At 62.0% G+C, this 26,107-nt stretch carries 28 protein-coding genes and 2 riboswitches; of the genes, 8 read left to right on the top strand and 20 right to left on the bottom strand.

Features of this window, described 5'->3' with window-relative positions; all coding sequences use genetic code 11:
• Positions 1-21 precede the first annotated feature (21 nt).
• From cobO to C0V73_RS10300, 12 genes are all read right to left on the bottom strand, one after another.
• Positions 22-654 (bottom strand): cob(I)yrinic acid a,c-diamide adenosyltransferase, encoded by a 633-nt coding sequence (cobO, locus tag C0V73_RS10355; RefSeq protein ID WP_102019923.1) that lies wholly within the window; start codon positions 652-654, stop codon positions 22-24.
• Positions 651-1,097: a GNAT family N-acetyltransferase gene (locus tag C0V73_RS10350; protein WP_102019922.1), complete on the bottom strand. Its 447-nt coding sequence runs from the start codon at positions 1,095-1,097 to the stop codon at positions 651-653. The genes cobO and C0V73_RS10350 overlap by 4 nt, the downstream gene beginning before the upstream one ends.
• Positions 1,094-1,513 (bottom strand): GFA family protein, encoded by a 420-nt coding sequence (locus C0V73_RS10345; RefSeq protein ID WP_172450124.1) that lies wholly within the window; start codon positions 1,511-1,513, stop codon positions 1,094-1,096. Before C0V73_RS10345 ends, C0V73_RS10350 begins: the two co-directional genes overlap by 4 nt.
• Positions 1,506-5,267 (bottom strand): cobaltochelatase subunit CobN, encoded by a 3,762-nt coding sequence (gene cobN / locus C0V73_RS10340; protein ID WP_102019920.1) that lies wholly within the window; start codon positions 5,265-5,267, stop codon positions 1,506-1,508. The genes C0V73_RS10345 and cobN overlap by 8 nt, the downstream gene beginning before the upstream one ends.
• A 3-nt stretch (positions 5,268-5,270) precedes the next feature.
• Entirely contained in the window at positions 5,271-6,347 is a 1,077-nt protein-coding gene (gene cobW / locus C0V73_RS10335) for a cobalamin biosynthesis protein CobW (protein WP_102019919.1), read from the bottom strand.
• A gap of 3 nt (positions 6,348-6,350) precedes the next feature.
• Positions 6,351-6,881 (bottom strand): bifunctional adenosylcobinamide kinase/adenosylcobinamide-phosphate guanylyltransferase, encoded by a 531-nt coding sequence (cobU, locus tag C0V73_RS10330; protein WP_102019918.1) that lies wholly within the window; start codon positions 6,879-6,881, stop codon positions 6,351-6,353.
• A gap of 184 nt (positions 6,882-7,065) precedes the next feature.
• Positions 7,066-7,441: riboswitch (cobalamin riboswitch) on the bottom strand.
• Positions 7,442-7,508: 67 nt separating this feature from the next.
• Entirely contained in the window at positions 7,509-8,327 is an 819-nt protein-coding gene (locus C0V73_RS10325) for a hypothetical protein (protein ID WP_102019917.1), read from the bottom strand.
• A gap of 63 nt (positions 8,328-8,390) precedes the next feature.
• Entirely contained in the window at positions 8,391-9,197 is an 807-nt protein-coding gene (locus C0V73_RS10320) for an ATP12 family protein (RefSeq protein WP_102019916.1), read from the bottom strand.
• Positions 9,198-9,206: 9 nt separating this feature from the next.
• The gene (locus C0V73_RS10315) at positions 9,207-9,860 is read right to left on the bottom strand and encodes an HAD-IA family hydrolase (protein ID WP_102019915.1); all 654 of its coding nucleotides are present in this window, start codon (positions 9,858-9,860) and stop codon (positions 9,207-9,209) included.
• Complete coding sequence (locus tag C0V73_RS10310; protein WP_102019914.1) at positions 9,857-10,846, bottom strand: RluA family pseudouridine synthase; 990 nt, start codon at positions 10,844-10,846, stop codon at positions 9,857-9,859. The genes C0V73_RS10315 and C0V73_RS10310 overlap by 4 nt, the downstream gene beginning before the upstream one ends.
• Before the next feature lie 96 nt (positions 10,847-10,942).
• On the bottom strand, positions 10,943-11,320 hold the full coding sequence (gene crcB / locus C0V73_RS10305; RefSeq protein ID WP_102019913.1) for a fluoride efflux transporter CrcB: 378 nt from the start codon (positions 11,318-11,320) through the stop codon (positions 10,943-10,945).
• Positions 11,321-11,380: 60 nt separating this feature from the next.
• Positions 11,381-11,917 carry a flavodoxin domain-containing protein gene (locus tag C0V73_RS10300; RefSeq protein ID WP_102019912.1) on the bottom strand — a complete coding sequence of 179 codons (537 nt, stop codon included), beginning with the start codon at positions 11,915-11,917 and terminating at the stop codon, positions 11,381-11,383.
• A 203-nt stretch (positions 11,918-12,120) separates the two neighbouring features.
• On the opposite strand from C0V73_RS10300, the gene C0V73_RS10295 reads away from it, so the two are divergent.
• On the top strand, positions 12,121-12,396 hold the full coding sequence (locus tag C0V73_RS10295) for a hypothetical protein (protein ID WP_102019911.1): 276 nt from the start codon (positions 12,121-12,123) through the stop codon (positions 12,394-12,396).
• A 76-nt stretch (positions 12,397-12,472) separates the two neighbouring features.
• On the opposite strand, the gene C0V73_RS10290 is transcribed toward C0V73_RS10295, so the two are convergent.
• Together C0V73_RS10290 and C0V73_RS10285 are read right to left on the bottom strand one after the other, a co-directional pair.
• Positions 12,473-13,492: a DUF1775 domain-containing protein gene (locus C0V73_RS10290; protein ID WP_245407954.1), complete on the bottom strand. Its 1,020-nt coding sequence runs from the start codon at positions 13,490-13,492 to the stop codon at positions 12,473-12,475.
• Between the two features lie 117 nt (positions 13,493-13,609).
• A complete protein-coding gene (locus tag C0V73_RS10285) occupies positions 13,610-13,981 on the bottom strand; it encodes a hypothetical protein (protein ID WP_143708330.1) in 372 nt (123 codons plus the stop codon).
• Positions 13,982-14,166: 185 nt separating this feature from the next.
• Positions 14,167-14,254, top strand: a riboswitch (glycine riboswitch).
• A gap of 149 nt (positions 14,255-14,403) precedes the next feature.
• Between C0V73_RS10285 and gcvT the strand changes: the two genes are divergently transcribed.
• The 5 genes from gcvT (at position 14,404) to C0V73_RS10260 (ending at position 19,805) form a co-directional block, all read left to right on the top strand.
• Positions 14,404-15,543, top strand: coding sequence for a glycine cleavage system aminomethyltransferase GcvT (gene gcvT / locus C0V73_RS10280; protein ID WP_102019908.1), 1,140 nt, complete (start codon positions 14,404-14,406; stop codon positions 15,541-15,543).
• Between the two features lie 20 nt (positions 15,544-15,563).
• Positions 15,564-15,926, top strand: a complete 363-nt coding sequence (gene gcvH, locus C0V73_RS10275; RefSeq protein ID WP_102019907.1) for a glycine cleavage system protein GcvH — start codon at positions 15,564-15,566, stop codon at positions 15,924-15,926.
• On the top strand, positions 15,926-18,784 hold the full coding sequence (gcvP, locus tag C0V73_RS10270; protein WP_102019906.1) for an aminomethyl-transferring glycine dehydrogenase: 2,859 nt from the start codon (positions 15,926-15,928) through the stop codon (positions 18,782-18,784). Before gcvH ends, gcvP begins: the two co-directional genes overlap by 1 nt.
• A 135-nt stretch (positions 18,785-18,919) precedes the next feature.
• A complete protein-coding gene (locus C0V73_RS10265) occupies positions 18,920-19,246 on the top strand; it encodes a DUF1236 domain-containing protein (RefSeq protein WP_102019905.1) in 327 nt (108 codons plus the stop codon).
• Between the two features lie 232 nt (positions 19,247-19,478).
• Entirely contained in the window at positions 19,479-19,805 is a 327-nt protein-coding gene (locus C0V73_RS10260; RefSeq protein WP_102019904.1) for a flagellar basal body protein, read from the top strand.
• Between the two features lie 439 nt (positions 19,806-20,244).
• Here C0V73_RS10260 and C0V73_RS10255 read toward each other — a convergent pair whose 3' ends face one another.
• The 6 genes from C0V73_RS10255 to sufA form a co-directional block, all read right to left on the bottom strand.
• Positions 20,245-20,538 (bottom strand): hypothetical protein, encoded by a 294-nt coding sequence (locus C0V73_RS10255; protein WP_102019903.1) that lies wholly within the window; start codon positions 20,536-20,538, stop codon positions 20,245-20,247.
• Between the two features lies 1 nt (position 20,539).
• Positions 20,540-21,241, bottom strand: a complete 702-nt coding sequence (locus C0V73_RS10250) for an acyl-homoserine-lactone synthase (protein ID WP_102019902.1) — start codon at positions 21,239-21,241, stop codon at positions 20,540-20,542.
• A gap of 72 nt (positions 21,242-21,313) precedes the next feature.
• Positions 21,314-22,054, bottom strand: coding sequence for a LuxR family transcriptional regulator (locus C0V73_RS10245; RefSeq protein ID WP_102019901.1), 741 nt, complete (start codon positions 22,052-22,054; stop codon positions 21,314-21,316).
• A 162-nt stretch (positions 22,055-22,216) separates the two neighbouring features.
• Entirely contained in the window at positions 22,217-22,852 is a 636-nt protein-coding gene (locus C0V73_RS10240) for a LysE family transporter (protein WP_102019900.1), read from the bottom strand.
• A 1-nt stretch (position 22,853) separates the two neighbouring features.
• Complete coding sequence (locus C0V73_RS10235) at positions 22,854-23,303, bottom strand: Lrp/AsnC family transcriptional regulator (protein ID WP_102019899.1); 450 nt, start codon at positions 23,301-23,303, stop codon at positions 22,854-22,856.
• Between the two features lie 135 nt (positions 23,304-23,438).
• Positions 23,439-23,825, bottom strand: coding sequence for a Fe-S cluster assembly scaffold SufA (gene sufA / locus C0V73_RS10230; RefSeq protein ID WP_102019898.1), 387 nt, complete (start codon positions 23,823-23,825; stop codon positions 23,439-23,441).
• 445 nt (positions 23,826-24,270) lie between these two features.
• Between sufA and rutA the strand changes: the two genes are divergently transcribed.
• Positions 24,271-25,362 carry a pyrimidine utilization protein A gene (rutA, locus tag C0V73_RS10225; protein ID WP_102019897.1) on the top strand — a complete coding sequence of 364 codons (1,092 nt, stop codon included), beginning with the start codon at positions 24,271-24,273 and terminating at the stop codon, positions 25,360-25,362.
• Entirely contained in the window at positions 25,359-26,105 is a 747-nt protein-coding gene (rutB, locus tag C0V73_RS10220) for a pyrimidine utilization protein B (RefSeq protein WP_102019896.1), read from the top strand. Before rutA ends, rutB begins: the two co-directional genes overlap by 4 nt.
• The last annotated feature ends 2 nt before the right edge of the window (positions 26,106-26,107 follow it).

Genomic DNA, 26,107 nt, shown 5'->3' with positions numbered 1-26,107 from the left:
AGCCCCTGGGCCGTTCGCCTATTAGTACTCGACCCCGATCTGAGCCTTGATGCCCGAGCGGAAGGGGTGCTTCACCAGTTCCATCTCGGTTACGAGATCGGCAAGCTCGATCAACTCGTCCTTGGCGTTGCGGCCGGTCAGAACGACATGCGTCATCGGAGGCTTCTCGGTCGCGAGGAACTCCAGCACCTCGGCCAGATCGATATAGTCGTAGCGGATGGCGATGTTTACCTCGTCGAGCAGCACCATGGAATTTAAGGGATCGCGGATCAACTCCTTGGCCTTCGCCCAGGCGGCCTGCGCCATCTCGATATCGCGCGCCTTGTCCTGGGTTTCCCAGGTGAAGCCTTCACCCATGGTGTGGAAGTCGCAGAGGTCCGAGAAATGCTTGAGGATCATGTCCCGTTCGCCGGTCGACATGGCGCCCTTGATGAACTGGACAACGGCGCATTTCTTGCCGTGGGCGATGTGGCGGAAGATCATGCCGAAGGCGGCGGACGACTTGCCCTTGCCCTTGCCGGTATGAACGATGATCAGGCCTTTCTCGCCCGTCTTCGTCGCCATGATCTTGTCGCGCGCGGCCTTCTTCTTGGCCATCTTTTCCGCGTGGCGGGCGAGATCGGCTTCGCCGCTCGCAGTGGTTTCCTCGGTCATGTCGTACTCCCGGTCTCGTTGAATTCTTTTGCAAACCAGATCCGCTGCGGGGCATCTCCCACCTTCGGCAAGCGACCGATCTCGCGGTAGCCCTCGCGGAGGTAGAAGCGCGGCGCCTGGAATTCGAAGGTGTCGAGATAGATCCCGACGAGACCATCCTCGCGCGCCATGGCTTCGGCTCGTGCGAGCAACTGCGCACCGATGCCGCCGCCGCGCGCCTCGGGCGAAACAGCGAGAAGCTTAACGAAGAACCAGCGCTGCAGATGGGCGCCGATCAGCCCGCCCAACATCTTGCCGTCAGCGTCCAGGGCCCGCAGTTGAACCTTGCGCCCCTCGAACGGGTGTCCCTGCGCTTTGGCTGCCTCATCGAGAATGGCATCGACGGCTCCGGTCAGGAGAGCGTCATCACCCTCCACCAGTTCGATATGCACCGACTTCGTCACACGCCGCCCTCGCTCTTCGGCAGCTCGTCGACGACAGTCAGCCAGTCGACGCGTTCGTCCCAGTGCCAGTGCTCACGGATCGGGACGGAAAGGCCGTCATCAAGACTCGCCACATACAAATCGATATCCTCAGGTCGGCGTTCCGTCTCGAAGGACATCGGCGAGCCGCAATTGCCGCAAAAGCCGCGGCGAACGCCGGGCGAAGACGCGTAGTAGCGAAGGCTTTCACCAGAGAGTTCTATTCCCTTGCGCGGAACGGTGAAGAAGGTGGTGACCGGCGAGGAGGCAGCGCGGCGGCAGCTTTCGCAATGGCAATGGCCGGAGGCTCGAACGAGGCCAGTTGTGCGGAAGCGCACCCCACCGCACAGGCAATGGCCGCTCAAAACCAACGGCTTTCCATCCTGAACGTCAGGCACGCACACCTCCATCGACCATTTCGCTCAACGTGAACTTGGCCGAATTGCTCTTCGGCGTCCACAGGCCTCGGTCGATCGCTTCGATCAGGCGCTCGGCCAGTTCCTTCTGGGCCGGTGCATTCTTCTCGGCCATGAAGTCGCGCACGCGCTCATCCAGAATGAAGGCCTGGTAGACGGCCTCGAAATGATGGTCGCGGACGGCACCCGTCGTTGCGGCGAAGGCGAACATGTAGTCCACCGTGGCAGTGATCTCGAAAGCGCCCTTGTAACCGTGGCGCATGACGCCGTCGATCCACTTTGGATTGACCACACGGGCGCGCACGACACGACCGATCTCTTCCTCGAGGCTGCGGATCACCGGCTTTTCCGGCCGCGAATGGTCGTTGTGATAGACCTTGGGCCTGACACCCGCCACATGTTCGATCGCCGCCGTCATACCGCCTTCGAACTGGTAGTAGTCGTCGCTGTCGAGCAGATCGTGCTCGCGGTTGTCCTGGTTCTGCACCACGGCCTGGACAGAGCGCAGCCGCTCCTCGAACAGCCCACGTTCGGCCTTCCCTTCCTCGCCCGCGCCATAGGCATAACCGCCCCAGACGAGATAGCTCTCGGCGAGATCGGCGCGGTCGGTCCAGCCCTTTTCATCGATGAGTGCCTGCAGGCCAGCCCCATAGGCGCCAGGCTTAGAGCCGAAGACGCGGTAGCCGGCGCGACGGGCGGCCTGTTTTGCATCGAGTCCTTCGGCGACCAGTTTGCCGGTCTCTGCCCGGACACGGGCCGCGATCGGATTGTCGCCCTCATCTTCGTCAAGGGCGGCCACGGCGCGCACCGCCTTGTCGAAGAGTGCGATTTGTTCGGGGAAAGCATCGCGGAAGAAGCCTGAAATGCGCAGCGTCACGTCGACTCGCGGGCGTCCGAGGATCGCCATCGGGATCACCTCGAAGCCGGTGACGCGGCGCGAGGCCATGTCCCAGAGCGGCTTGACGCCGATGAGGGCCAGAGCCTGCGCGATATCATCGCCGCCGGTGCGCATATTCGACGTGCCCCAGGCGGTGATGCCGAATGAAACAGGCCATTCGCCATGGTCCTGCACATAACGCTGGATCAAAAGCTCGGCGGATTTCTTGCCGAGTTCGTAAGCCGCCGGCGTGGGGACTGCGCGGCTGTCGACGGAGTAGAAGTTTCGCCCTGTGGGCAGGACGTCAGGTCGCCCGCGCGTGGGCGCGCCTGAGGGACCCGGGGGCACGAATTGGCCGGCTAGCCCCTTCAGCAAGCCCCGGATTTCGGCGGGGCCAGAGGAGACGACGGCGGGTTTGAGGCGGGTTCCGATTTCAGCGAGAACGGCTTGGGTGCGGGGCCATCCATCCGGGCAGGCGATCTCCCCCGCGACCAGCTGTGCAGCGAGGAGTTCGATGCGCTCGACGGCGTCGCCGGCCGTGCGCCAGGGTGCGTCGACGCGATCGGCGAGCATCTCGGGCTTCGGGCCTGTCCAGGGATCAGACATGACGCAGTCGAGAGGGTCGAAGCCTTCAGTCTTCAGCAGATCCCACGCGATTGCCCGCTGCAGGCTGGCATCACCCCCCTCGCCCTGACCGCGTGGCACCCGGGCAAGCGCGACGACGAGATCCGTCAGCAACCGCCCCTCAGGGGCTAGACCAAAGATGTGCAGCCCGTCGCGGATCTGCATTTCCTTGAGGTCGCAGAGATAGGCGTCTAGCTTTTCCAGCGCCTGATCTTCCGCCTCGCCCTTGGCGATGCCGGCATCCTGGTCGAGGCCGATATCGGCGATCAACTCCAGGATCTGCTTCTTCAAAAGGACCAACCGGCGCGGATCGCCGCCGGAGGCCTCGTAATACTCGTCGACCAGTGCCTCCAGGTCCTTCAGCGGTCCGTAGCTTTCGGCCCGCGTCAGTGGTGGCGTCAGGTGATCGATGATGACGGCGGAGGTGCGGCGCTTGGCTTGCGTGCCCTCACCGGGGTCGTTGACGATGAAGGGATAGAGATGCGGGAGCGGGCCGAACACGGCTTCGGGGAAACAGGTTTCCGACAGCGCCAAAGCCTTGCCCGGCATCCATTCGAGATTGCCGTGTTTGCCCATGTGGATCACCGCTTGAGCGCCGAATTCCCGCCTCAGGAAAGCGTAGAAGGCGAGATAGCCATGCGGCGGCACGAGGTCCGGGGAATGGTAGGTTTCCTTGGGATCAATGTTGTAGCCACGCGCCGGCTGGATGCCGATCATGAGCTTGCCGAAGCGCATCAGCGGCAGCGCGAAGGCGCCCTCGAGATTGAAGGGATCGGCCTCCGGGGCACCCCAGCGCGCGGTGACGCGATCCTGAACCTCTTTTGGAAGATCCTCGAAGAACTTCATGTAATCACTGACGGAAAGGCGTTCTCGAATAACGCGTCCGTCATTCGCCGCATTGGTCGGGCCGGCCATCAACGCCTGCATCAGCACATCACCGTCCGCGGGCAGATCGGCGAGATCGTAGCCTGCGTCGCGCATGGCGCGCATCACTTCGATCGTGCCTGCTGGCGTATCGAGACCGACCCCGTTGCCGAGACGTCCGTCACGGTTCGGGTAATTGGCCATGATCAAGGCGACCCGGCGATCCGCAGCTTCGGTCGCGCGAAGCTTCGCCCAGTTGGCAGCGAGCTCTGCGACGAAGCGCATGCGGCCGGCATCCGGCTCATGGCTGACGAGATTGGCTTCGACCCGCTCATCGAACCGCGCCTTCGACTTGAAGGAGACGGCGCGGGTCAGGACGCGGCCGTCGACTTCAGGAAGGGCGACGCTCATCGCCAGATCGCGGGCGCTCAGGCCCTGGCTCGAATTCTCCCAGGTGGTACGCGGCGAAGAGGAGAAGATCGCCTGCAGCACGACGGCGCCCGTCTCGTCGAGCACCGTCGACGGCTTTTCGGCGCCCGGGGTCGAGACGGCAAAGCCTGTCGTGTTGATGACCACCGATGGCGGGAAACGGTCGAAGATGGCGCGCAGCGTATCGACCGAGACCTGGTCCTTGAGACTGGAGACGAACACCGGCAGGGGAATGAGACCCTCGGCCTTCAAGGCCTCGACCATGGCTTCGACTGGCGCCGTCTCGCCGCCCTGGACGAGGGCGCGGTAGAAGCAGAGTGGGGCGATGGGCGGCAGGTCAGAGGGGGGCTCCGCAAACGCCAGCCTCTCCCATTCCTCAACCCCTATCACGCCCCTGCCCGGCCACCAGATGCCGGCCTTCAACAGCGGACGTGCAGGCTCCGGCCGGTCGGCGCCAGCGAGCAAGGCCTCGGCATAGGCGACGAAAGCGGATGCATTCCCCGCGCCACCTTCGGTCAAATAGGTCCAGAGAGCCTGTCGGTCCTCGTCTGAGCTGTTCTGGAACGGTGCGAGTCCGTCGTCCGGCTTGTCGTCACCGGGCAGTACGACGATGACAGCGCGACTGCGACGGGCGCAAGCATGCAACGCCTCCAGCGCGTAGTGGAAGTAGCTTGCTCCACCCAACGCTCTGACGACGATAAGCCGCGCATGGCGTGCCGTGCGTTTGATGTAGGTATCGACCGACATCGGATGCTTGAGCGTCATCAGGCTGGCAAGCCGCCAGCGAACCGCCTGCTCGCCCCTCGCCTCCACGGCGGCTGCGATCGCAGCCAACTCCGTGTCGGCCGCCGAGAGGAACAGCACGTCCCCCGGGGTCTGGCCAAGATCGATCGCCTCGTCGCCGTCGCTGATCGATCCCTTCTGGGCAAGCAGGAGATGCATGGATCAGCCGGCCGCTGCCTGAACGTCCTCGACGACCGCACCGAAATCCCATTCGTGCAGGCCGATGACGACGATGCGCGTCTCGCGCTTTTCGGCGCTCGTCCAGGGACGGTCGAAATAGGTGTCGATGCGGGTGCCGACGGCCTGGATGACGAGGCGCATCGGCTTGCCGGGTACGTCGATGAAACCCTTCAAACGCAGGATATCGTGCTTCTCGATAACCGGCTTGAGGCGGTCGATGAACTCCGAGGCATCCTTGATCGCGCCGAGCTTCAGCACGAAGCTTTCGAACTCGTCGTGGTCGTGATGATGGTCGTGGTCCTCGCCCGAGGCATGCAGCGCATCGTGCTCCAGTTCATGATGGGACTTGCGGTTGTCGATGTCATCTTCCGTGCTGGCGCCGATGCCGAGCAGGACGAGCGAGGGCACTTCGCCATTCTTTGCCTCGATCATCGAAGGCTTGCGGCTGGTGCGGCCGGTGACTTCCGCGCGCACCGCAGCAATGCCGGCAGCGTCGAGCAGATCGGTCTTGTTGAGCACGATAAGGTCGGCGCAGGTCAGCTGGTCCTCGAAGAGTTCTTCGATGGGGCTTTCGTGGTCGAGATTGTCGTCCTCGGCGCGCTGGGCGGCGACCGCGTCGTGGTCATCGGCAAAACGACCGGCGGCGACGGCAGCACTGTCGACCACTGTGACGACACCATCAACGGTGACGCGGGTCCGGATATCGGGCCAGTTGAAGGCGGCGACCAGCGGCTGCGGCAGCGCCAGGCCAGAAGTTTCGATGACGATGTGGTCGGGCTTCACGTCACGCTCGAGCAGCTTCAGCATGGTCGGCACGAAGTCGTCGGCAACCGTGCAGCAGATGCAGCCATTGGTGAGTTCGATGATGTCGTCTTCGGTGCAGTTGTCTGCGCCACAGCCCTTCAGCACGTCGCCGTCAACGCCGAGATCGCCGAATTCATTGATGATCAGCGCGATCTTCTTGCCGCCGGCATTCATCAGCATGTTGCGGATGATGGTGGTCTTGCCGGCCCCCAGGAAGCCGGTGATGACGGTGGCGGGGATCTTTTGCTGCAACATGGTTCAACCCTTCATTTTCAACGGCAAACCTGCCGCGATAAAATAGACTTCATCCGCCTCTGCGGCGATGGCTTGGTGGAGACGGCCGGCGTGGTCGCGGAAGGCGCGGGCCATCTTGTTTTCGGGCACGATGCCGAGGCCGACTTCATTGGAGACGAAGATGACGGTGGCCTCGAGTCCCCTAAGGCTGGCGGCGAGTGCCGCGCCGTCTGCGTCGACGTCACGGCCTTCTTCCAACATCAGATTGGTGACCCAGAGTGTGAGGCAATCCACGAGGATCACCCGCTCGGGCTTGTCGAGCGCCTTCAGCGACCCGACGAGATCCAGCGGCTCCTCATGCGTCGTCCAGCCGTCATTGGCACGGTCGGCCTTGTGAGTCTCGATGCGGGCGCCCATCTCGTCGTCCCAGGCGCGGCCCGTGGCCAGATAAACGCGATCCAGGCCGGTGCTGCGCGCCGTTGTTTCGGCAAAACGCGACTTGCCCGAGCGGGCGCCGCCGAGAACGAGGATGGATCGGGATTGGGATGCGGTCATGGCGTGCCAAGGCCCCACGCCGCACGCAGCTGACCTGCGGCGCATGTTCCAGACACGCGCGAAGAATAGATCGATGCACGATCCGCACATACGGACCGGCACCGGCGGGGCCTCAAGGACCCGCGGATGCAAGACGTCGCCACGACAACCTCCGTGCTGGCAACGGGGAAACCTCCCCAGTGTGGGCACCATGCCCGTGGATGGCAGGTCTCCTGGCTCGCAGGTCGTGGTCCTTGAAAGGACCGTCGGGTTCTCCTCGCCTTCCCAGGGTTTGTCGGCAACACGAAAGAGCGGACGATTCGTAGAGAAAGAGGCGTCCTGCCCCGGCTGATCGTGTTGCCACCCCAGTGGCTTTTCCGTTCTGCCGCTCTCGATTGGCCGGTCGCACCCTGCGACCCGTCGCCACCTGAAACGGCAGAGCGGATGGAGAACCCTCGCTGCAATACAGTCGCGGGGTCGGCTGCGTTCAGCATGCCCGGTTGGGGTCCACGCCTTCGCATTCCCTTTTGCTCTCCGGACAACATCTCTGTCGTCCGGAAACCATCCATCATGAGGATTAGGCCGAGGTCAGGTTCAAGTCAATCACGGCTGCGCCTTGCAGCTGCGTCATCGCGACCCAAGGGCCGATCATGGGGTCGCGGTGCAATCCGGCGTGACGGACGGATCACAGTCGGCGCGCAGACGGATCGTGCCGCTTGCTCCCTGCTCCACAGGTGTGCCGGACCCGATGTCAGCCGCACGACGCGCCGGCTGTGCGGGAGCCGCGGCACGCACGGCGGGGGCTTCGACAACCGGAGGGCCCGCCATCTCCTGGGGTGCAGGCTGTGCGGGGGCGGCCGGAGGTGCCACCGCAACAGGCTTTTGCGCCTCCACCTTGGGCATGACCGCCGCTGTGCGCGGCACTGATGCTGGCGCGTTCGGCACGATGACCGGCGCGGGGTCCGAAACAAGGCGGGTGGATATGGTCCTTGGCGGCTGCGACTTTCGGATGCGCGGCGTCGTCAGCGAGAAGGCGAAACGGATGCGCGCTGCGATCTCCTCGGCAAGCGCCTGGCGCGTCCAACGGGGATCGTCGGTCGGGCTGTTTACGGTGAAGAAGCCTTGCGCCACAGGTTCACCCGTCTCGACGGAGGTCGCCGTCACCGTGAACTTCGCCTGGGCGAGCCTGCGGCGGGCGCCCTCGCCAAAGCCGAGACGGTCGATCTTGACCAGCAGCACGACACGCTCGGCGCCTGCGGGCGCCCGGGTCGCAGAAATTGCTGAAGAGACGCGGCGATCTACGCTTTCGATCAGGTCGATCGGGATGCGGGCGTCAGCCATAACAGTGACATTGCGGACGTAGTAGACCAGCGGCCGGTCGATGCTTCGGCCATGCAGCAGCGTACAGGATCCCAACACCATGAGGAGCCCGACGGCTGCGGCGATGCGGAGACTGCGAGCAAACATGACGACCCCGGACAGGTGATTCTGGACCTGCCCGAGAATTCGCCATTTATGGTTAGTGGACGGTTAACTTGCGGGCTGAAGGGCCGCGAAGAGTGAGGCTGCCGACGCGAATTCGCCATACCGCGCCTCACGACGCGCTTCGGCCTCGGCATCCGAGCCCCAATGCTCGATTGTCCAGTCCTCGTCGAGATGTGCAAGCGACCAGACTTCGTCGAGGTCGAAAGCACCCTCGGCGAAAGCAAGGGTCAGAACAGCCGAGCCCGTCAGCGTCGTCACGACGTTAAGGCAGGAGATCTGGAAGGGATCGCGGTAGCGTTCGAGAGCACGCGCGTAAGCGGCCACAGCCTCGGCCGGCTGCTCCTGATGCATCACGCCCTCGACGAGAAAGAAACGGGCGCCATGGGCGGTCGCGACCCAGGACAGCACGGCATCCCAGCGTGCTGCCTGGCGGTCGATCAATTCCGTTGGGCCGTCGGCACGGTAGCAAAGGAGATCCGTGCCGGCGAACCGGACAATCTCGTCAAAGACCTCGGAAAGGCTGTTCGAGACAGCGTCGATAGCGGTGTTGGCAAGCTTGGTGACCGGCATGGTCGCCGGGTCGATAAACTCGCCCTGCCCGGCCCATTCTGCCACCACAAGTTCAGCCGCCTCGCGGGTCGGCAGCGTCAGCAGGTTCTTGGCCGGCGTCTTCACCGACTTGCCGTCGAGGGTGATCGAGAAGCCGTCCTCACGCTCCTCCATGCCGACGCTCTCGTAGAAGCGCTTCGGCAGCGGCCGCTTCATCTGGATCTGCGCCCGGCGCACCGGGTCCTCGTGGCTCGACTCCGGAATGAAGGTCCCGAAAATGTCCTGGCTGAGTTCGTCGCGCATCAAGGGCTCCTAGTGGATATAGGCCAGAAGGTCGGCGGGGCGTTCGACCACGGCATCGGCTCCGGCCTTCCAGAGCTCGTCCGGATTGGCGTAACCCCAGGCAACGCCGATCGCGGTCGCGCCTGCGGCCTTCGCCATCTGCATGTCGTAGATCGCGTCACCGATGACGATCGTTTCACGGGGTGCCATGCCTGCCTCGTCACAGCATTCCGTTACCATGGCCGGGTGCGGCTTAGACGGGCATTCGTCGGCCGTGCGGCAGAACAGGAAATGGGGCTTCAGCCCATGGCCTTCAAGGATCATTTCCAGACCGCGGCGCGACTTGCCGGTCACGGCGCCGAGCCAGATGTCGTCGCGCGCGATCAGGGCATCCAGCACCTCACGGATGCCGTCGAACATGGTCTCGCCAAAGCCGGAGTCCCGGCGGACATCGGCAAAGATCTTCTTGTAGTGGGCTGCCATGGCGACCGCCTCGTCATCGGCATGCGGCTTGCCGTCCATACGGGCGATCGCAATATCGAGCGTCAGGCCGATGATCGATTTGGTCGTCTCCAGTGCCGGCTCGGGCTTGCCGAAGGCGATGAAGGTGTGGCGCATGACCTCATGGATCAGGCCGGCGCTGTCGACCAGCGTGCCGTCGCAATCGAAGAGTACAAGCTTCATTCGCCGTCCCTGTCACCATCGCGCTGGTCGAGGCCGAGCAGGTTCCAGGTCTGGACCATGTGCGGCGGCAGCGGTGCCGTGACCTTCAGGCGACCACCATTCGGATGCGGCAGGTCGATATAGCGTGCATGCAGATGCAGGCGCTTTTGTACGCCGCCGGGGAAATCCCAGTTATGGTCATCGATGAAGTATTTGGGATCGCCGATGATCGGGTGACCGATATGGAGCGCATGAACGCGCAACTGGTGGGTCCGCCCGGTATAGGGCTCCATCTCCAGCCAGGCGAGGTTCTGGGCCGCCGTATCGATCACACGGTAATAGGTGATGGCGTGGTCTGCCCCGTCCTCGCCGTGCTTGCAGACGCGCATCCGGTCGCCCTCATCGGTCTGGTCCTTGGTGAGCCAGGTCGAGATCTTGTCCTCGTGCTTGCGCGGAACGCCCTTCACCAGCGACCAGTAGATCTTCTTGGTGTCGCGCTCGCGGAAGGCGGCCGTCAGCTTCTGAGCAGCGCCACGGGTGCGGGCGACAACGAGCACGCCTGATGTATCGCGGTCGAGGCGGTGAACGAGGCGCGGCTTTTCGCCCTTCCTGCTCGTCCAGGCTTCCAGCATCTTGTCGATGTGGCGATTGAGGCCCGAGCCGCCCTGCACAGCAAGGCCGGCGGGCTTGTTGAGCACGAAGACCTTCTCGTCTTCATGCAGCAGCATGCGCGACAGGAGTTCATGGTCGTCGCCATGCTTCAGGTCGTGGCTGGCGATCGGGCCGGTCTTCTTGGCGTCGACATCCATGGGCGGCACACGGACGACCTGGCCGGGCTGGACGCGGGCATCGGTCTTGACGCGACCGCCGTCGACACGGACCTGGCCCGAGCGCAGCAGCTTCTGAAGCGCGCCGAAGCCGAGACCCGGATAGTGGATCTTGAACCAACGATCGAGCCGCATGCCCGCCTCATCGGCTTCCACGGTAATATGTTCGATGCCTGCCATCAGGGAAATCTCTCGTGCTCGGGTTCTCCACCCACTTGTCCCGTGCCTTTAGTAGATTTCGGCCGGAAAGGGAAAGCGGAAATGCAGGCAGGCTGCTCAGAACAGGCTGCGCCCAAGGGCAAGGCCGCCAAAAGCGGCCGCAAGTGACAGGGTGACGCTTGCCGCGACATAGGCGAAAGCGGTCAGCACAGCGCCCCGCTCGACGAGCGCCATGGTGTCGAGGGAGAAGGATGAGAATGTCGTGAAGCCGCCGAGGAAGCCGACCACGAGCAGCAGCCGCATCTCCATGGGTGCTGCCAGTTTGCGGGCGACAAGCTCCGTCAGCAGGCCGATCGCGAAGGATCCGACGATGTTGACCGTGATCGTGCCCCAGGGAAAAGCGGGGCCCAAGAGACGCGTCATCGCCAGCCCGGTCAGATAGCGGGCCACCGATCCTGTCGCGCCACCGATCGCGACCAGCAGGATATGAAACATGGATGCCTCCGCTCGAACGGCTGTTGTCTCAAGCCGTTCAAACCCTTCGAGGCTAGCGCGTCAAGCCTTTGCCAGCGTCAGAACGTCGTCGACAAAGGCTTTCAGGGCCACCCAGTCGGTGAATTCGTGATCGCGGCTGACATCGGTCGGCGCATTCTCATGTTCCGCCATGCGCCGGATGATCCAGCGCTTGAAGAAATCATATTCGGTATAGCGCAGTGCGCCGGCCGCATGATGAACACGGGCGGGCTTCCAGCCGGTCTCGGCGAGCAGTCCGTCCGGAAAGTGCGTCGCCTCTTCCTGCTCCTCTTCGAACTCGCTGCGGATTAGCATCGAAACCGAGACGAAAGCGGAGGGTACGCCGTTCAGCCAGGACGCTTCCTGACGCACAAAGCTTGCAAAGGCGTGGGGATAGCGGGCCGCATGGACGGGCGCGCAGAGGATCGCCGCCTCGGGATGGCCAAGCGCGTATTCCGCACCCGAGGTGATGTCGAACAGCAGAGCCCGATCGCCCGCCGCTTCGATGTTAGCCGCAATGGCTTCCGCAATCTTGCGCGTCTGTCCCTCGATGGTCGCATAACCGACAAGAATGATCATGTCTCGGCTCCTCGTGTCTTGATGAGCCACTATCCCGTTATGAGGAAAATCCGCCTTGATCTGGCGCAATGAGGGCAAGAGTTCGGGCGTGATGATAGCGATTTGCAACCAATAGAATTTTATTCAAATATCATCATTCGACTTAAAGATGCATAGATAACCGTGGTTTATGCTAATATCGTTATGTAATCTGGAAAACGCCCATGACACAGGTTGTCACAGTCTCAGCACAAACCGCTGCCTATGCGATGGAACCGGTGAAACCGCCACAGCGCGTCTCCCGTGCCACGTATGTGGAAGAGCATACCCGTGTGCTGGCACAGCAGGCAGCACAGAGCGAAGATCTGAGACTGCGGGCTTTGGTGAATGTCGTGCAGCCGCCGGCACTCGCCCTCTATTTCCTGACGTCCACGCAGGCTCGCTATGAACAGGCGACGCTTGCCGAAACGATCGAAGCCTACAAGAACTCTGTAGCCTAACCTCTCCCTCCCAAGCCCATGCAAAAGCCGCGACCGTTTGACGGTCGCGGCTTCTTTTATGCCAGACTTGAGTGGATCAGTTGCTTCTGGCCGGGCCGACCGGCAGGACGACGTCCACGGCACCGGCCTTTTCGAAGGTGAGCGTGACGTTGACGGTCGCACCTTCCTTGAAGGCCTCGGCCACCTTGAAGAACATCAGGTGCATACCGCCCGGCTTCAGCTCGACGGTCTCGCCGGCCGGGATCGCAATGCCGTCGGTCAGCTGACGCATCTTCATGACGTCACCTTCCATCGCCATTTCGTGCAACTGCACTTCGCCGGCCTGGGCCGAGGTCGCAGACACCAGCGTGTCGTCTTCGCCGCCCTTGTTGGTGATGGTGATGAAACCGCCACCGACAGGCTGGCCGGGCAGCATGGCCTTGGTGAAACCGGCCGTCAGCTCAAGCTCTCCCGCGGTGACCGTCTCGAAGCCGCCTGGATCTGCAGCCGCCATGTGATCACCATGACCGGCGTGATCGCCATGCGCACCATGTGCGCCATGACCGTCCGCTGTGGCCTGCTCGGCAGGGGCGGCGTGACCACCATGGGCGCCGTGTGCCCCGTGTCCGCCATGCGCGTCGCCTTCCGCTGCCACGAGCTGCAGAACAGGCGCCGGACCATCGAGGTCATGGGGATCCTGGCCCGGTGCCGCGATCTGGTCCCAGGCAACCTTGCCATCCGTGCCGCAGAGCTGAACCGTCGGGAAGGCGAGGCCCGTCGCCGGATCGCCGGCAGCGATCTTTCCGTAGACGGTGAAGGTGTCGTAGAAATTGTCCGGCAGGTCACCGTTCTTGAAGCGGATTTCGACCGGGCCGGATTTCACGGCCTTGCCGTGGTTGTCGTAGCTGTTCTGGTAGTCGCCGGTGATGACTTCCACTTCCCAGCCGGCCTTCGGCATCGGCTTGGCGGAGATGAAGCCTTCCGGCAGCTTGATCTGGACTTCGTTCGTTGCCTTGCCGTCACAGCCATGCGGCACCTGAAGGGTGGCGGCGACATAAGAGCCGACTTTGGCAGGCTGGTTGGCGAAGGTCGCATGCGCGAACACCGATGTGGTCATGGCGAGCGTTGCGATCGTGGTTGCGAGAATCATTTGGGTCTTCATGGGTGTCTCTCCGTGCCGCGGTCCGTCTTGGCCGTCGGCGGTCGTCCGTCATTGTCTGTTGGTGAAAAACGATCAGACGGAGAGCGGCGGCCCGCGCAGGCGGGGACGGTCGAGGACATATCGAGAGCGATCCGTCGAGACGACGGGCCTGACCAGCCCAAGGCTTGAAAACGCACTGACAAGCCAGGACTGATCCGAGGGTGCAGGCAGGATGACGGCGCCCGCGAGGCGGCAGGCTTCGCAATCGCCGGCGGGCTTGGCGTGTTTCTGGCCCTGGTCTGCGATGCATAGGTCGGCAAAGCTGCCGTCGGGAAGGCTGTAGGCGAGCGACTGAACATCCGCCGCGATGGCGGCAGGTGTCCGATGACCGAAACCAACCGACAGGAAGACAATGGCGCAGAAGATGCGCAGGATGATCGTCGCTGTCTTGACCTTCGGTTTCATCGTCGTCCCCGTTCGGACCATTGCATTATCGCGATGCGCCCGTCCTGCCAAGTGGCGAGATGCCGCGCCTGTGGCCCACCCTCCCCGATGCCCGGCTGACGCAATCATGATGCCCGAGCGACAAAAATCTGCTTGCGAGCGACGCAGCCTCTTGCCAAGCCGCCACACTGCCAGATAATGCCTTCATGACCTTGTTGGGAGATACCGGTTTGATCCGGAGCCGAAGGAGCAACCGCCCCGGAAACTCTCAGGCAAAAGGACCACAAGGCGTCGACTGCACTCTGGAGAGAGGCCCGTTTCCAAAGCGGGCCGCGCCGAAGGGATAACAATCTCAGGCACAAGGACAGAGGGGGCTCATGAAGCGGCACAACCGTGCCCAGACTTGAGCTAGCGCGCGAGCGCTCAAACCCGGAGGCGACGTCTTGGACGATAAGACCCAACTCAAACGCACCCCCCTTTATGACTTTCACGTATCGCTTGGCGCCAAGATGGTGCCCTTCGCCGGCTACGACATGCCGGTGCAGTATCCCGCCGGCGTGCTGAAGGAACACCTGCACACCCGTTCCGCCGCAGGTCTCTTCGACGTTTCCCATATGGGCCAGGTCGAACTGGTCGCACCCTCCGGCACCTATGATGATGCCGCCAAGGCGCTAGAAACGCTCGTTCCCGTCGACATCCTCGGCCTCAAGGACGGCCGTCAACGTTATGGCTTCTTCACCGACGACAATGGCGGCATCCTCGACGATTTGATGATTTCCCGCCTCGGCGAGCGCCTGCTGGTCGTGGTCAATGCCGGCTGTAAGGATGCCGACATCGTCCATCTCAGGGCGAAGCTTCCTGATGGCGTTCAGGTTCTCGTGCATGACGACCGGGCGCTGCTCGCCCTCCAGGGTCCGAAGGCCGAATCCGTACTTGCGGCGCTCAATTCCGATGTTGCAGCCATGAAGTTCATGGACGTGCGCGAGCTTTCCCTCGGCGACATCCCTGCCCTCGCCTCCCGCACCGGCTACTCTGGCGAGGACGGCTTCGAGATCTCGGTGCCCGCAGACCGCGCCACCGATCTCGCCAAGGCGCTGCTCGACCAGCCGGACTGTCAGGCAATTGGGCTGGGCGCACGCGATTCGCTCCGCCTCGAAGCCGGGCTCTGCCTCTACGGCAACGACATCGATACGACCACTTCGCCTGTGGAAGCGTCGATCGAATGGGCAATCCAGAAGGTGCGCCGGAACGGTGGCGACCGTGCGGGCGGCTTTCCGGGTGCAGAGCGCATCCTCGGCGAACTTGAGAATGGCGTTTCCCGCCGCCGCGTTGGTCTGAAGCCCGAGGGCAAGGCGCCGGTGCGCCCACCGGCAAAGCTGTTCTCCGATGCCGAAGGTCAGACCGAGATCGGTCACGTCTCATCCGGCGGATTCGGCCCGAGCGCCGAAGGCCCGATCGCCATGGGTTACGTACCGACCGAGATCGCCGTGCCCGGCACCCAGGTTTTCGCGGAGGTGCGTGGCAAGCTGATGCCGCTCACCGTCACCGCGCTTCCTTTCGTTACCCCCACCTACAAACGCTGAAAAAATCTCCGGAGAGAACCATGTTGAAATTCACCGCTGAACACGAATGGCTGAAGATCGAAGGCGATGTCGCAACCGTCGGCATCACCACGCATGCCGCCGGCCAGCTCGGCGATCTCGTCTTCGTCGAACTGCCGGACGAAGGTTCAAGCTTCAAGAAGGATGGCACCGCCGCGACCGTCGAGAGCGTCAAGGCAGCCTCCGACGTCTACTGCCCGCTCGATGGTGAAGTGGTCGAGATCAACCAGGCGATCGTCGACGATCCGTCGCTTGTCAATTCCGATCCGGAAGGTGCCGCCTGGTTCTTCAAGCTGAAGCTCGCCAACCCTTCTGACGCCGACGCACTGCTCGACGAAGCCGCATACAAGGAGTTGATCGCCTGATGACGACCGAATTCCAGTTCACGGATTACGATCCCTACGACTTCGCCAATCGGCGCCATATCGGTCCTTCGCCCGCCGAAATGACCGAGATGCTGAAGGTGATCGGCTATCATTCGCTCGACGAGATGATCGACGATACCGTACCCGGCTCGATCCGCCAGAAGGTGCCGCTCACCTGGGGCGCGGCAATGACCGAGCGCGAGGCGCTCGACAAGCTGCGCGAGACGGCGAACAAGAACAAGGTCCTGACCTCGCTTCTCGGTCAGGGCTATTACGGCACCATCACGCCGCCGGTGATCCAGCGCAACATCCTGGAAAACCCGGCCTGGTACACGGCCTATACACCCTACCAGCCGGAAATCAGCCAGGGCCGCCTGGAGGCGCTCCTCAACTACCAGACCATGGTGACCGACCTCACCGGTCTCGACGTCGCGAATGCGTCGCTGCTCGACGAGGCCACCGCTGCTGCTGAAGCCATGGCGCTCTGCCAGCGCAGCGCCAAGACCAAGGCCACCGGCTTTTTCGTCGACAAGGACTGCCATCCGCAGACCATCGCCGTCATCCAGACGCGTGCCGAGCCCCTCGGCTGGACCGTCACCGTCGGTGACCCCTTCACCGATCTCGACCCGACGGAAGTCTTCGGCGCGATCTTCCAGTATCCGGGCACGCACGGCCATGTCCGTGACTTCTCTGGCCTGATTGCCCGTCTGCACCAGACCGGCGCGCTTGCCGCCGTCGCCGCAGACATTCTCGCGCTGCTGCTCCTGAAATCGCCCGGTGAAATGGGTGCTGATATCGCCATCGGTTCGACCCAGCGATTCGGCGTTCCCATGGGTTACGGCGGTCCGCATGCGGCCTATATGGCGGTCAAGGATGCGATCAAGCGCTCTATGCCTGGCCGTCTGGTGGGCGTCTCCGTAGATGCTCGCGGCAACCGTGCCTACCGCCTGTCGCTGCAGACCCGCGAACAGCATATCCGCCGCGAAAAGGCGACGTCGAACATCTGCACCGCGCAGGTTCTGCTCGCCGTCATGGCCTCGATGTATGCCGTCTTCCACGGGCCTCAGGGCCTGAAGGCGATTGCCCAGCAGGTGCACCAGAAGACGGTCATCCTGGCGAAGGGGCTGGAAAAGCTCGGCTACACGATCGAGCCGGAGACCTTTTTCGACACGATCACCGTCGAAGTCGGCCACATGCAGGGCCTCGTCATGCGCGCGGCTGTCGCGGAAGGTGTGAACCTGCGCAAGGTCGGCGAGACCAAGGTCGGCATCGCACTCGATGAGCGCACGCGTCCGGCAGTGCTGGAAGCCGTCTGGCGGGCCTTCGGCGGCAGCTTCAAGGTCGAGGACTTCTCGGCTGAGTACCGCCTGCCGACGGATCTGCTGCGCACCAGCGCGTATCTGACGCATCCGATCTTCCACATGAACCGCGCGGAAAGCGAGATGACCCGCTACATCCGCCGGCTCTCGGACCGCGACCTCGCGCTCGACCGGGCGATGATCCCGCTCGGCTCCTGCACGATGAAGCTGAACGCCACAGCCGAAATGCTGCCGATCACCTGGCCGGAATTCTCCGACATCCATCCCTTCGTACCGGCCGATCAGGCGCTGGGTTACAAGGAGATGATCGACGATCTCTCGGAAAAGCTCTGCGCGGTCACCGGCTACGACGCGATTTCGATGCAGCCGAATTCGGGTGCGCAGGGCGAATATGCCGGTCTGCTGACGATCCGCGCCTATCACCTCGCTCGTGGTGACACGCATCGCACGGTCTGCCTCATCCCGACCTCCGCACACGGCACCAACCCGGCATCTGCCCAGATGGTCGGCATGACGGTCGTGCCGGTCAAGTCGAAGGAAAACGGTGACGTTGATCTCGACGACTTCCGCGCCAAGGCGGAAGAACATGCGGCCAACCTCTCCTGCTGCATGATCACCTATCCCTCGACACATGGCGTGTTCGAGGAGACGGTGCGCGAGATCTGCGAGATCACCCACCAGTTCGGTGGCCAGGTCTATCTCGACGGGGCGAACATGAACGCCATGGTCGGCGTCTCCCGTCCCGGCGACATCGGCTCTGACGTGTCCCACCTCAACCTGCACAAGACCTTCTGCATCCCGCATGGCGGCGGCGGTCCGGGCATGGGTCCGATCGGCGTCAAGGCGCATCTTGCTCCTTACCTGCCGGGCCATGTCGTCACCGACGGTCGTCCGGGAGCGGTCTCGGCCGGCCCTTACGGTTCGCCGTCGATCCTGCCGATCAGCTGGTCCTACTGCCTGATGATGGGTGGCGAAGGCCTGACGCAGGCGACGAAAGTCGCGATCCTCAACGCCAACTATATCGCGGCACGGCTGAAGGGCGCCTATGACGTGCTCTATACGTCGGCCTCGGGTCGCGTGGCGCATGAATGCATCATCGACACCCGTCCGCTGCAGGCCTCTGCCGGCGTGACCGTCGACGATGTGGCCAAGCGTCTGATCGACTGCGGCTTCCACGCGCCGACCATGAGCTGGCCGGTTGCGGGAACGCTGATGATCGAGCCGACGGAATCGGAGACCAAGGCCGAGATCGACCGCTTCTGCGATGCGATGCTGGCGATCCGCGAGGAAGCCCGCGACATCGAAGAAGGCCGGATGGACAAGGCCAACAATCCGCTGAAGAACGCACCGCATACAGTGGAAGACCTGGTTGGCCAGTGGGATCGCCCCTACAGCCGCGAACAGGCCTGCTACCCGCCGGGCGCATTCCGAGTGGACAAGTACTGGTCCTCGGTCAACCGCGTCGACAATGTCTATGGTGACCGCAACCTGGTGTGCACCTGCCCGCCGATGGAAGCCTACGCCGAAGCGGCAGAGTAACAGCCTGAAATTTGCCATGAGAACGCCGCCCTTGAGGCGGCGTTCTTCATTTGTGGTGACACGCCGAAACGCCCTGTGATGGAACGGAATGGCCCTGTGCCCGTTCTTCAAGCTGTCCAACACAGGAGAACAGACATGCGCAATACTCTTATCCTCGCTGGTGCAGCGGCACTCATGACGCTCTCGGCGTCGGCCAATGCGCAGGAAACTGTCATCATCCAGCAGGCTCCGGTCGCCACCCAGTCGACGATCGTGGTGCCGGCACCGGTCGAAACCTATGTCATGGAGCGCGAAGTCCGCTCGGTTCCTTATGAAGGCGACGTGCTGATCGGCCGCGTGATCGAGGATCCGGTCGAGCTCTATCCCGTCGATGGCTATGAGGATTATTCCTACACTGTCGTCAACGAGCGCCGTGTGATCGTCGATCCGCAGACGCGTCAGATCATCCAGATCATCGAATAAGCCCGACGATCCCATCCAAAGACCTGAAACCCGGTGCGACGCGCCGGGTTTTTCTTTGCGGATTGGATCGCCAATTCAGTATGGAAGCGGCAAGCCTCCTGTCTGTCTGTATCGAAACCGATCATGTCTTCGGCGCAGCGTTGCCAAAGGGAAACCATCACCGTTCGCATTATGCTAACCGGCACAGTTTATTCTGATGTTCTGAATTTCGGTATGAACGCAGGATATAGCCATGAGCATTTCAGCCGTCATGGGCATTTCCCTTTCCGGCATGCAGGCGCAGCAGACACGGCTTGCGGCATCGGCGAACAATATCGCCAATGCGATGACACCCAAATACGACAAGCTGGAAACCCGATTTTCCAGCACGGCACCGGGCGGAGTCGCGGCGTCTGTCGCACCATCGGGTGAAGACACCTTTGCCGATGCTTCGAATGTGGATCTCGCTTCGGAAATGATGTCGCTCGTCGAGAGCGAACTGGGCTTCAAGGCCAATGCTGCCGTTTGGGAGACAGGCGCCGAGATCTGGGACGTATTGAACAGCATCAATAGACGCTGATTCGTCTTCCAATGCCTGTCCAAACCAGATGCCTCTTCGGAGGCTTCCGAATTGATCATGGTCAAGACGACGGACGCTCTCAGAACACCACAGTCGGCACGAGTATTTTTGGGCTATTCACGGCTCGGCGAGCAAAAGCACATCCGCCGGAGAATTCGGCGATTGCAAATTTCGCCGCTTGCGGACACAGTCTTGAGTTGCAGCAGGTTGCATAGAGGAATTCATGTATAACGACGCGCTAAATCGCCTGAAGACCAACATTCTCTCAGCGCATCACATCGATGGCCCTCGCCTCAGAACGCTGGTCGACCAGCACCTCGAAGACATCCTCCAAAGTGTCGTGCCCACCGACTACGTCGAGGACTGCCTCTTTCAGATCGACGAGGCCCTCGAGAGGCTGTGTGCCAGCCCGCAGGAGAGCCTTACGCTTCAGGTCTACCTACTGGGCGCGATCGAGGCCCTTCGGGACGAACTCCATCTTTGCGAGGTCGACATGGATGTCCCGCAGGCCGCCGTCGGCTTCTGACGACTGCCGCTTGCGGCCAGTGCGGCGATCGAGCCCGTCTGCAGCCGCCAGAGACACCATCTGCAAAAGATGATCGAGAAAGAGAGCCTCTTCGCTGAGCGGTGCCTTTTGCGATACCCCCCTGATGATCTCCCTGAGGCTACGCACCTGCTCTTCGACGATCGAGCGTACGTAGATATCGGAGGATGGGAATTGGCCATCCGTCATGTCATTCTCCTGCCATTCTTGCATAATTGATACTTCCATGGGGCAGCTCGGCGAAGGGAACGCGCCTGAGCGCCGATGCTGAAAACGGGTTGCCGGGGGCGAGTTCCAGGTCGAGCACACTGCCCGTGATGCCGTAGAGCTCATGATGCCGCAAAAGGCCCGCCATCGACGGCTTGGCCGTAATCGGCACAATCAGGGCTCCTTCCAGAACGCTGGGCGCCGCCAGCGGCATGACGTCCCAACCAGTTGTCACCAGAAGGTTGACCAGCTTCGGATGGGTTTCGACAACAAGCGTCTGGATGCCGGCAACCAGGCAATACTCCATCACCCCGGTCATCAGGATGTTGGAGATCGGCACGCCAGCGATTGTCTTTTCGGAAACCTCGGCAATGCAGCGCGTCCATTCGAAGATGCGCTGGCCGCGCGGCCAATCGGCCCCATCCATGAGGTGGGGGTAAACATCCGAAAGCAGGTGCGGCTTCAGCGTCGGGAGCAGCCGGCTGTAGCCCACAACGTCACCATCGACGAGAAGCGGCAGATGGATTGCCTCTTCACTGTCGAACTGATCGATCTCGCGATCATCAGCGCGGCGACACGCTTCCCAGCCCAGTCTTTCGACGAACTGCCGATGCCGGAAGCGCCAGACCTGCTCCATGATGTCCGCATAGCCACGCGTGTCTGCGCCCAGAATTGTCGCAAGCATCCACACCCCCAAAATCACCCGGGTGGACACTGCGGCATGGGGGAGAAATGCAATATAGGCAGTTCTGCCTATTTATCTGATTAAACCAAGCCTGATCGATTCGGCGATCAATTGAGCACGGTTCACCGAGTTCAACTTGCGGCTGGCGGAGGCAATTTCATGCTGGACAGTTTTCTCAGATATTCCAAGAATTTGGCCAATTTCCCAATTGGTCTTCCCAGCGGAGCACCACAAGATGACCTCGCGCTCACGGGGGGTCACTTTTGCGGCAGCTGCGGCGCTTCGTTCGCTGCTATCGGACATGAAGGCGCGCAACCGGTTGTGCGCATAGATTGAAACGATATGCAGCGCGCCCCGCTGCTCACTCGACAGATCGACCTTCTTCGCGCCGAAGGTCACGATCGCCTGGAAGCCGCCCACCGAGTGAAGCGGAACGCTGTAGCCGTCCAACATCCCGAACTCGGTCGCCTCGTTCATCACTCGCTTCGCCGACCGACTGAGCGGCTGGTCAGCCAGAGCTTCGGACCAGACGAAGGCCTCATTCGACATCTTGGTGCGATAGATGACGGGATCGACATGCACGTAGTTCTGCTGGACGTAGCGTTCGAACCAGCCATCCGGCCAGGCATTCAGCATGAAGTAGGGGTCGATGCGCTCGGTGGGCAGCGGAATGCCCGAGATCGCGTAGCAGTCCATACCAAAGGCCCTGGCCGCCTTGTCCAGGCTGGCCAGCACCGCATCGTTGTTGCGGGCCTGCGATGATTCCGTGATGAAATCGAACATCGCATTGGCCGTCGCCTGCCTGTGTGACATTGACACCCCCAAGGCAGAAAGGCTGCCTGCTCCGCTGTGATCTGTAGCACAATCGAATGGAAATCCGAGCGGTTCAACATTGGATTTCCAAGGGAATTCTTGGTCGCGGCCTGAATTGACACCGGCTTAACGAACTCGTGACAGCTTCTGCTGGCAGGACGATCAGAGCAGCGCCATCAACGCGTGCAAGAGAGCCACGAGACCGAAGGCGACAAGGACGAATGCCGAGATGCGCGAGACGAGAACCGCGAATCCCTCCGGCAAGCGCGAGCGCAACAGGCTCACGACACCACTCAGGAAGAACCACCAGGCAAGAGAGCCTAGAAAGACGCCGGCGACCAGAAGAAAGCCGGCTGCATCGCCCTCGCCGGCATTCTGACCGGCGGCAAGCCCAAGACCAGCGAAGATAGCGGCGAAGGTGAGGATCGTTGCCGGGTTCGCGATGGTGAGCAGGAAAGTCGCCGCCGTGGTTGTCAGCAAACCACGCGCGGCAACAGGCGCGGCGGAGACGTTGACGCGCGGCTTGAGGCTGCTCAGACCGAGATAGATGAGAAACAAACCACCGATGACCTGCAAGGGCAGCTGGATGAAGCCGAGTGAAGAGCCGAGCGCCGTAAAACCTGTCGCTGCCAGCGCCGCATAGACACCGTCGGCAAGTGCAGTCCCAAGACCGCCCGCGACGCCCGCCCAGAAACCACGCTCCAGCGTCCGGTTGATACAGAGCGCACCGATCGGCCCGAGCGGCGCGGCGATCGCAATGCCGAGCACCAGTCCCTTGCCGAAGACGAGCGCATCCATCTCAATCGGTGCCGATGACGTAGCTGCGCTCGCTCGCTGTGGACAGTGCGATCATCGTCTCGCTGCGCGCGATCAGTCGCTCACCCTTGAGATCGGCCAGGAAGGTTTCGATGCCGGTCAGATCGGCTGTGCGGATCTTCAGCATGTAGGACCAGCCGCCCGTGACATGGTGACATTCCAGCACGGCGGGATGTGCCTCGGCATAGTCGCGGAAGGCCGCCTGCTCCGTATCCTGGGGCAGCGTCACCAGCATGAAGGCGGTGATCGGCAGGCCAAGGGCCACCGGATCCACCTCCAGCGTGAAGCGCCTGATGGCACCTGCTGCAACGAGACGACGGATGCGCTCATTGACGGCAGAGGGTGAAAGTCCTACCACATCGCCAATGCTGGCGAGCGAGCGGCGGGCGTCTTCGGCGAGAAGATCGATAATTTTGCGGTCACTAGTATCCATGGCCGCAGTTTATTTAGCAAAAGCAGCGCTTCGCAAGATATTTTTTCGCATTTCGGCAAAAAAGAATGATTCGATGCATTCATCCATGCATCGTACCTCTTCCAACATGCAGGATAACCGCGCTGAGCCGGCCCGTCAGGCCGGTGTGGCCTGACGCTGCCTTGCAAGTTCCGTCAAGTCGGCAGCCTGGAGCTCGACCGACTCGCCGCAGCCGCAGGCCGAGGTCTGGTTGGGGTTGTGGAACGTGAAGCCTGAGCGCAGCGTGGTGGTCTCGAAGCCCATTTCGGTGCCGAGCAGATAAAGAACCGCTGCCGGGTCGATCCAGACCGACGCGCCATCCTTTTCGATCCGGTCGTCCCGTGCGCTGGGCTCGGTCACCAGATCGATGGTGTATTCCATCCCGGCGCAGCCACCCTTCTTGATCCCCACGCGGATGCCCTTGGCATCGGGACCGGAATTGTCAACAATCGCCCTGACGCGTGCGGCAGCCGCATCGCTCATGGTCATTACCTGAAAGCCCATCGGCACAGTCTCCAACAACAACCGGATTCAAGGTCCGGCGTTTCCAGTTGCAATGTAATGGACACGCCTCGCCCGTTCAATAGCTTAGGCGGCTCGGCACGGGCGTCGGCAGGAATTCCAGACCGGCAACGATCTGACGGTGATCAATCTGTGGGCAGCACCAGCACATTCTAAAACTTGATGTTTGTCAGAAGCTTGGGAACCACTGACTTCGCCGCACGCTATCGCCTGCGATCAAATTTCACGCAGCGAATCCGCCATTCGGATGCAAAGACGAGCAAATCGAGCCAGATCGCCTCCAAATTTTGACCATTCGGTAAAAATATTTCAGCCTCCCAGACCAAGCTACTGTTTCTGAATGTTTTTTCAGACTGGCACGGCGATTGCTTCGTTTCTGGCGAAACAAAAACGGCGCCCAGCGCGCCTCCAGAAGCGGAGAACAGGAATGGAAATCGGCGTCTTCATCCCGATCGGCAACAATGGCTGGCTCTTGTCGGAGAATGCCCCGCAATACAAGCCGACGTTCGAGCTCAACAAGGCGATCACCCTTAAGGCGGAACATTACGGCTTCGACTTTGCACTCTCGATGATCAAGCTGCGTGGCTTCGGCGGCAAGACGGAGTTCTGGGACTACAATCTCGAGAGCTTCACGCTGATGGCCGGCCTCGCCGCCGTCACGTCAAAGATCAAGCTCTTCGGCACGGCCGCGACCCTGATCATGCCACCGGCGATCATCGCGCGCATGGCCACCACGATCGATTCGATCTCGAATGGCCGCTTCGGCGTCAACCTGATCACCGGCTGGCAGCGTCCGGAATACAGTCAGATGGGCCTGTGGCCCGGCGATGACTATTTCTCCGACCGCTACGAATATCTGACCGAATACACGACCGTGCTGAAAGACCTTCTGACCACCGGTCAGTCGGATCTTAAGGGCAAGCATTTCCAGATGGATGATTGCCGGATGAAGCCGATCCCGGAAGGCGATGTGAAGCTGATCTGCGCCGGCTCCTCCAATTCCGGCATGGCCTTCTCGGCCCAGTTCGCCGATTACAGCTTCTGCTTCGGCGTCGGCGTTAACACCCCGAAGGCCTTCGCGCCCACCAATGAGCGGCTGCTTGCCGCCACCGAGAAGACCGGCCGCGACGTGCGTTCTTTCGTTCTGACCATGGTGATTGCCGAAGAGACCACCGAGGAAGCTTTCGCCAAGTGGGAGCACTACAAGGCAGGCGCCGATGAGGAGGCCATCAAGTGGCTCGGCCTGCAGAGCGCCGTCGACACCAAGTCCGGCTCCGACACCAATGTCCGCCACATGGCGAACCCGGTGTCTGCCGTCAACATCAACATGGGCACGCTGATCGGTTCCTATGCGGAAGTCGCCGCCATGCTCGACCAGATGAGCGAAGTCCCCGGCACCGGTGGCGTGATGCTGACCTTCGACGACTTCCTCGAAGGCATCGAGAAGTTCGGCAAATACGTGCAGCCGCTGATGAAGAGCCGCGCCCATGTCAACCAGATGCTGGAGGCGGCCGAATGAGCGAGGCCGTTGTTGCAGGCTATCAGCCGCGCCCGGAACTGACGAAAAGCGTCACGCTTCCGGCCCGCCCCGAACCGATCACGCTGAAGCCATCGGAAACGGCAGTCGTCGTGGTCGACATGCAGAATGCCTATTCGACGGAAGGCGGTTACGTCGATCTCGCCGGTTTCGACATTGCGGGCGCCAAGGGCACGATCTCAAACATCAAGAAGACGCTGGATGCTGCCCGAGAAGCCGGAGTGCTGGTCGTCTATTTCCAGAACGGCTGGGACCCTGATTATGTCGAGGCGGGCGGTCCCGGCTCGCCCAACTGGCACAAGTCGAATGCGCTCAAAACCATGCGCAAGCGGCCCGAACTGCAGGGCCAGCTGCTCGCCAAGGGCACCTGGGACTATGCGATTGTCGACGAATTGCAGCCGAAACCCGGTGACATCCTGGTGCCGAAGAGCCGCTATTCCGGCTTCTTCAACACCAATATGGACAGCGTGCTGCGGGTGCGCGGCATCCGCAATCTCGTCTTTGTCGGCATAGCCACCAATGTCTGCGTCGAAAGCTCGCTGCGCGATGCCTTCCACCTCGAATATTTCGGCGTGATGCTCGAGGACGCAACGCATCACCTCGGGCCCGACTTCATCCAGCAGGCGACCGTCTACAACGTCGAAAAATTCTTCGGCTGGGTGGCGACCGTCAACGACTTCTGCGGCGCGATCGGTCAGGCAGCGCCTGCCGATGCGGCCGAATGATC

This window comes from Rhizobium sp. TH135, from assembly GCF_002855515.1.
Taxonomy (GTDB): Bacteria; Pseudomonadota; Alphaproteobacteria; order Rhizobiales; family Rhizobiaceae; genus Allorhizobium.
This window is presented reverse-complemented; position numbering and strand designations above follow the sequence as displayed.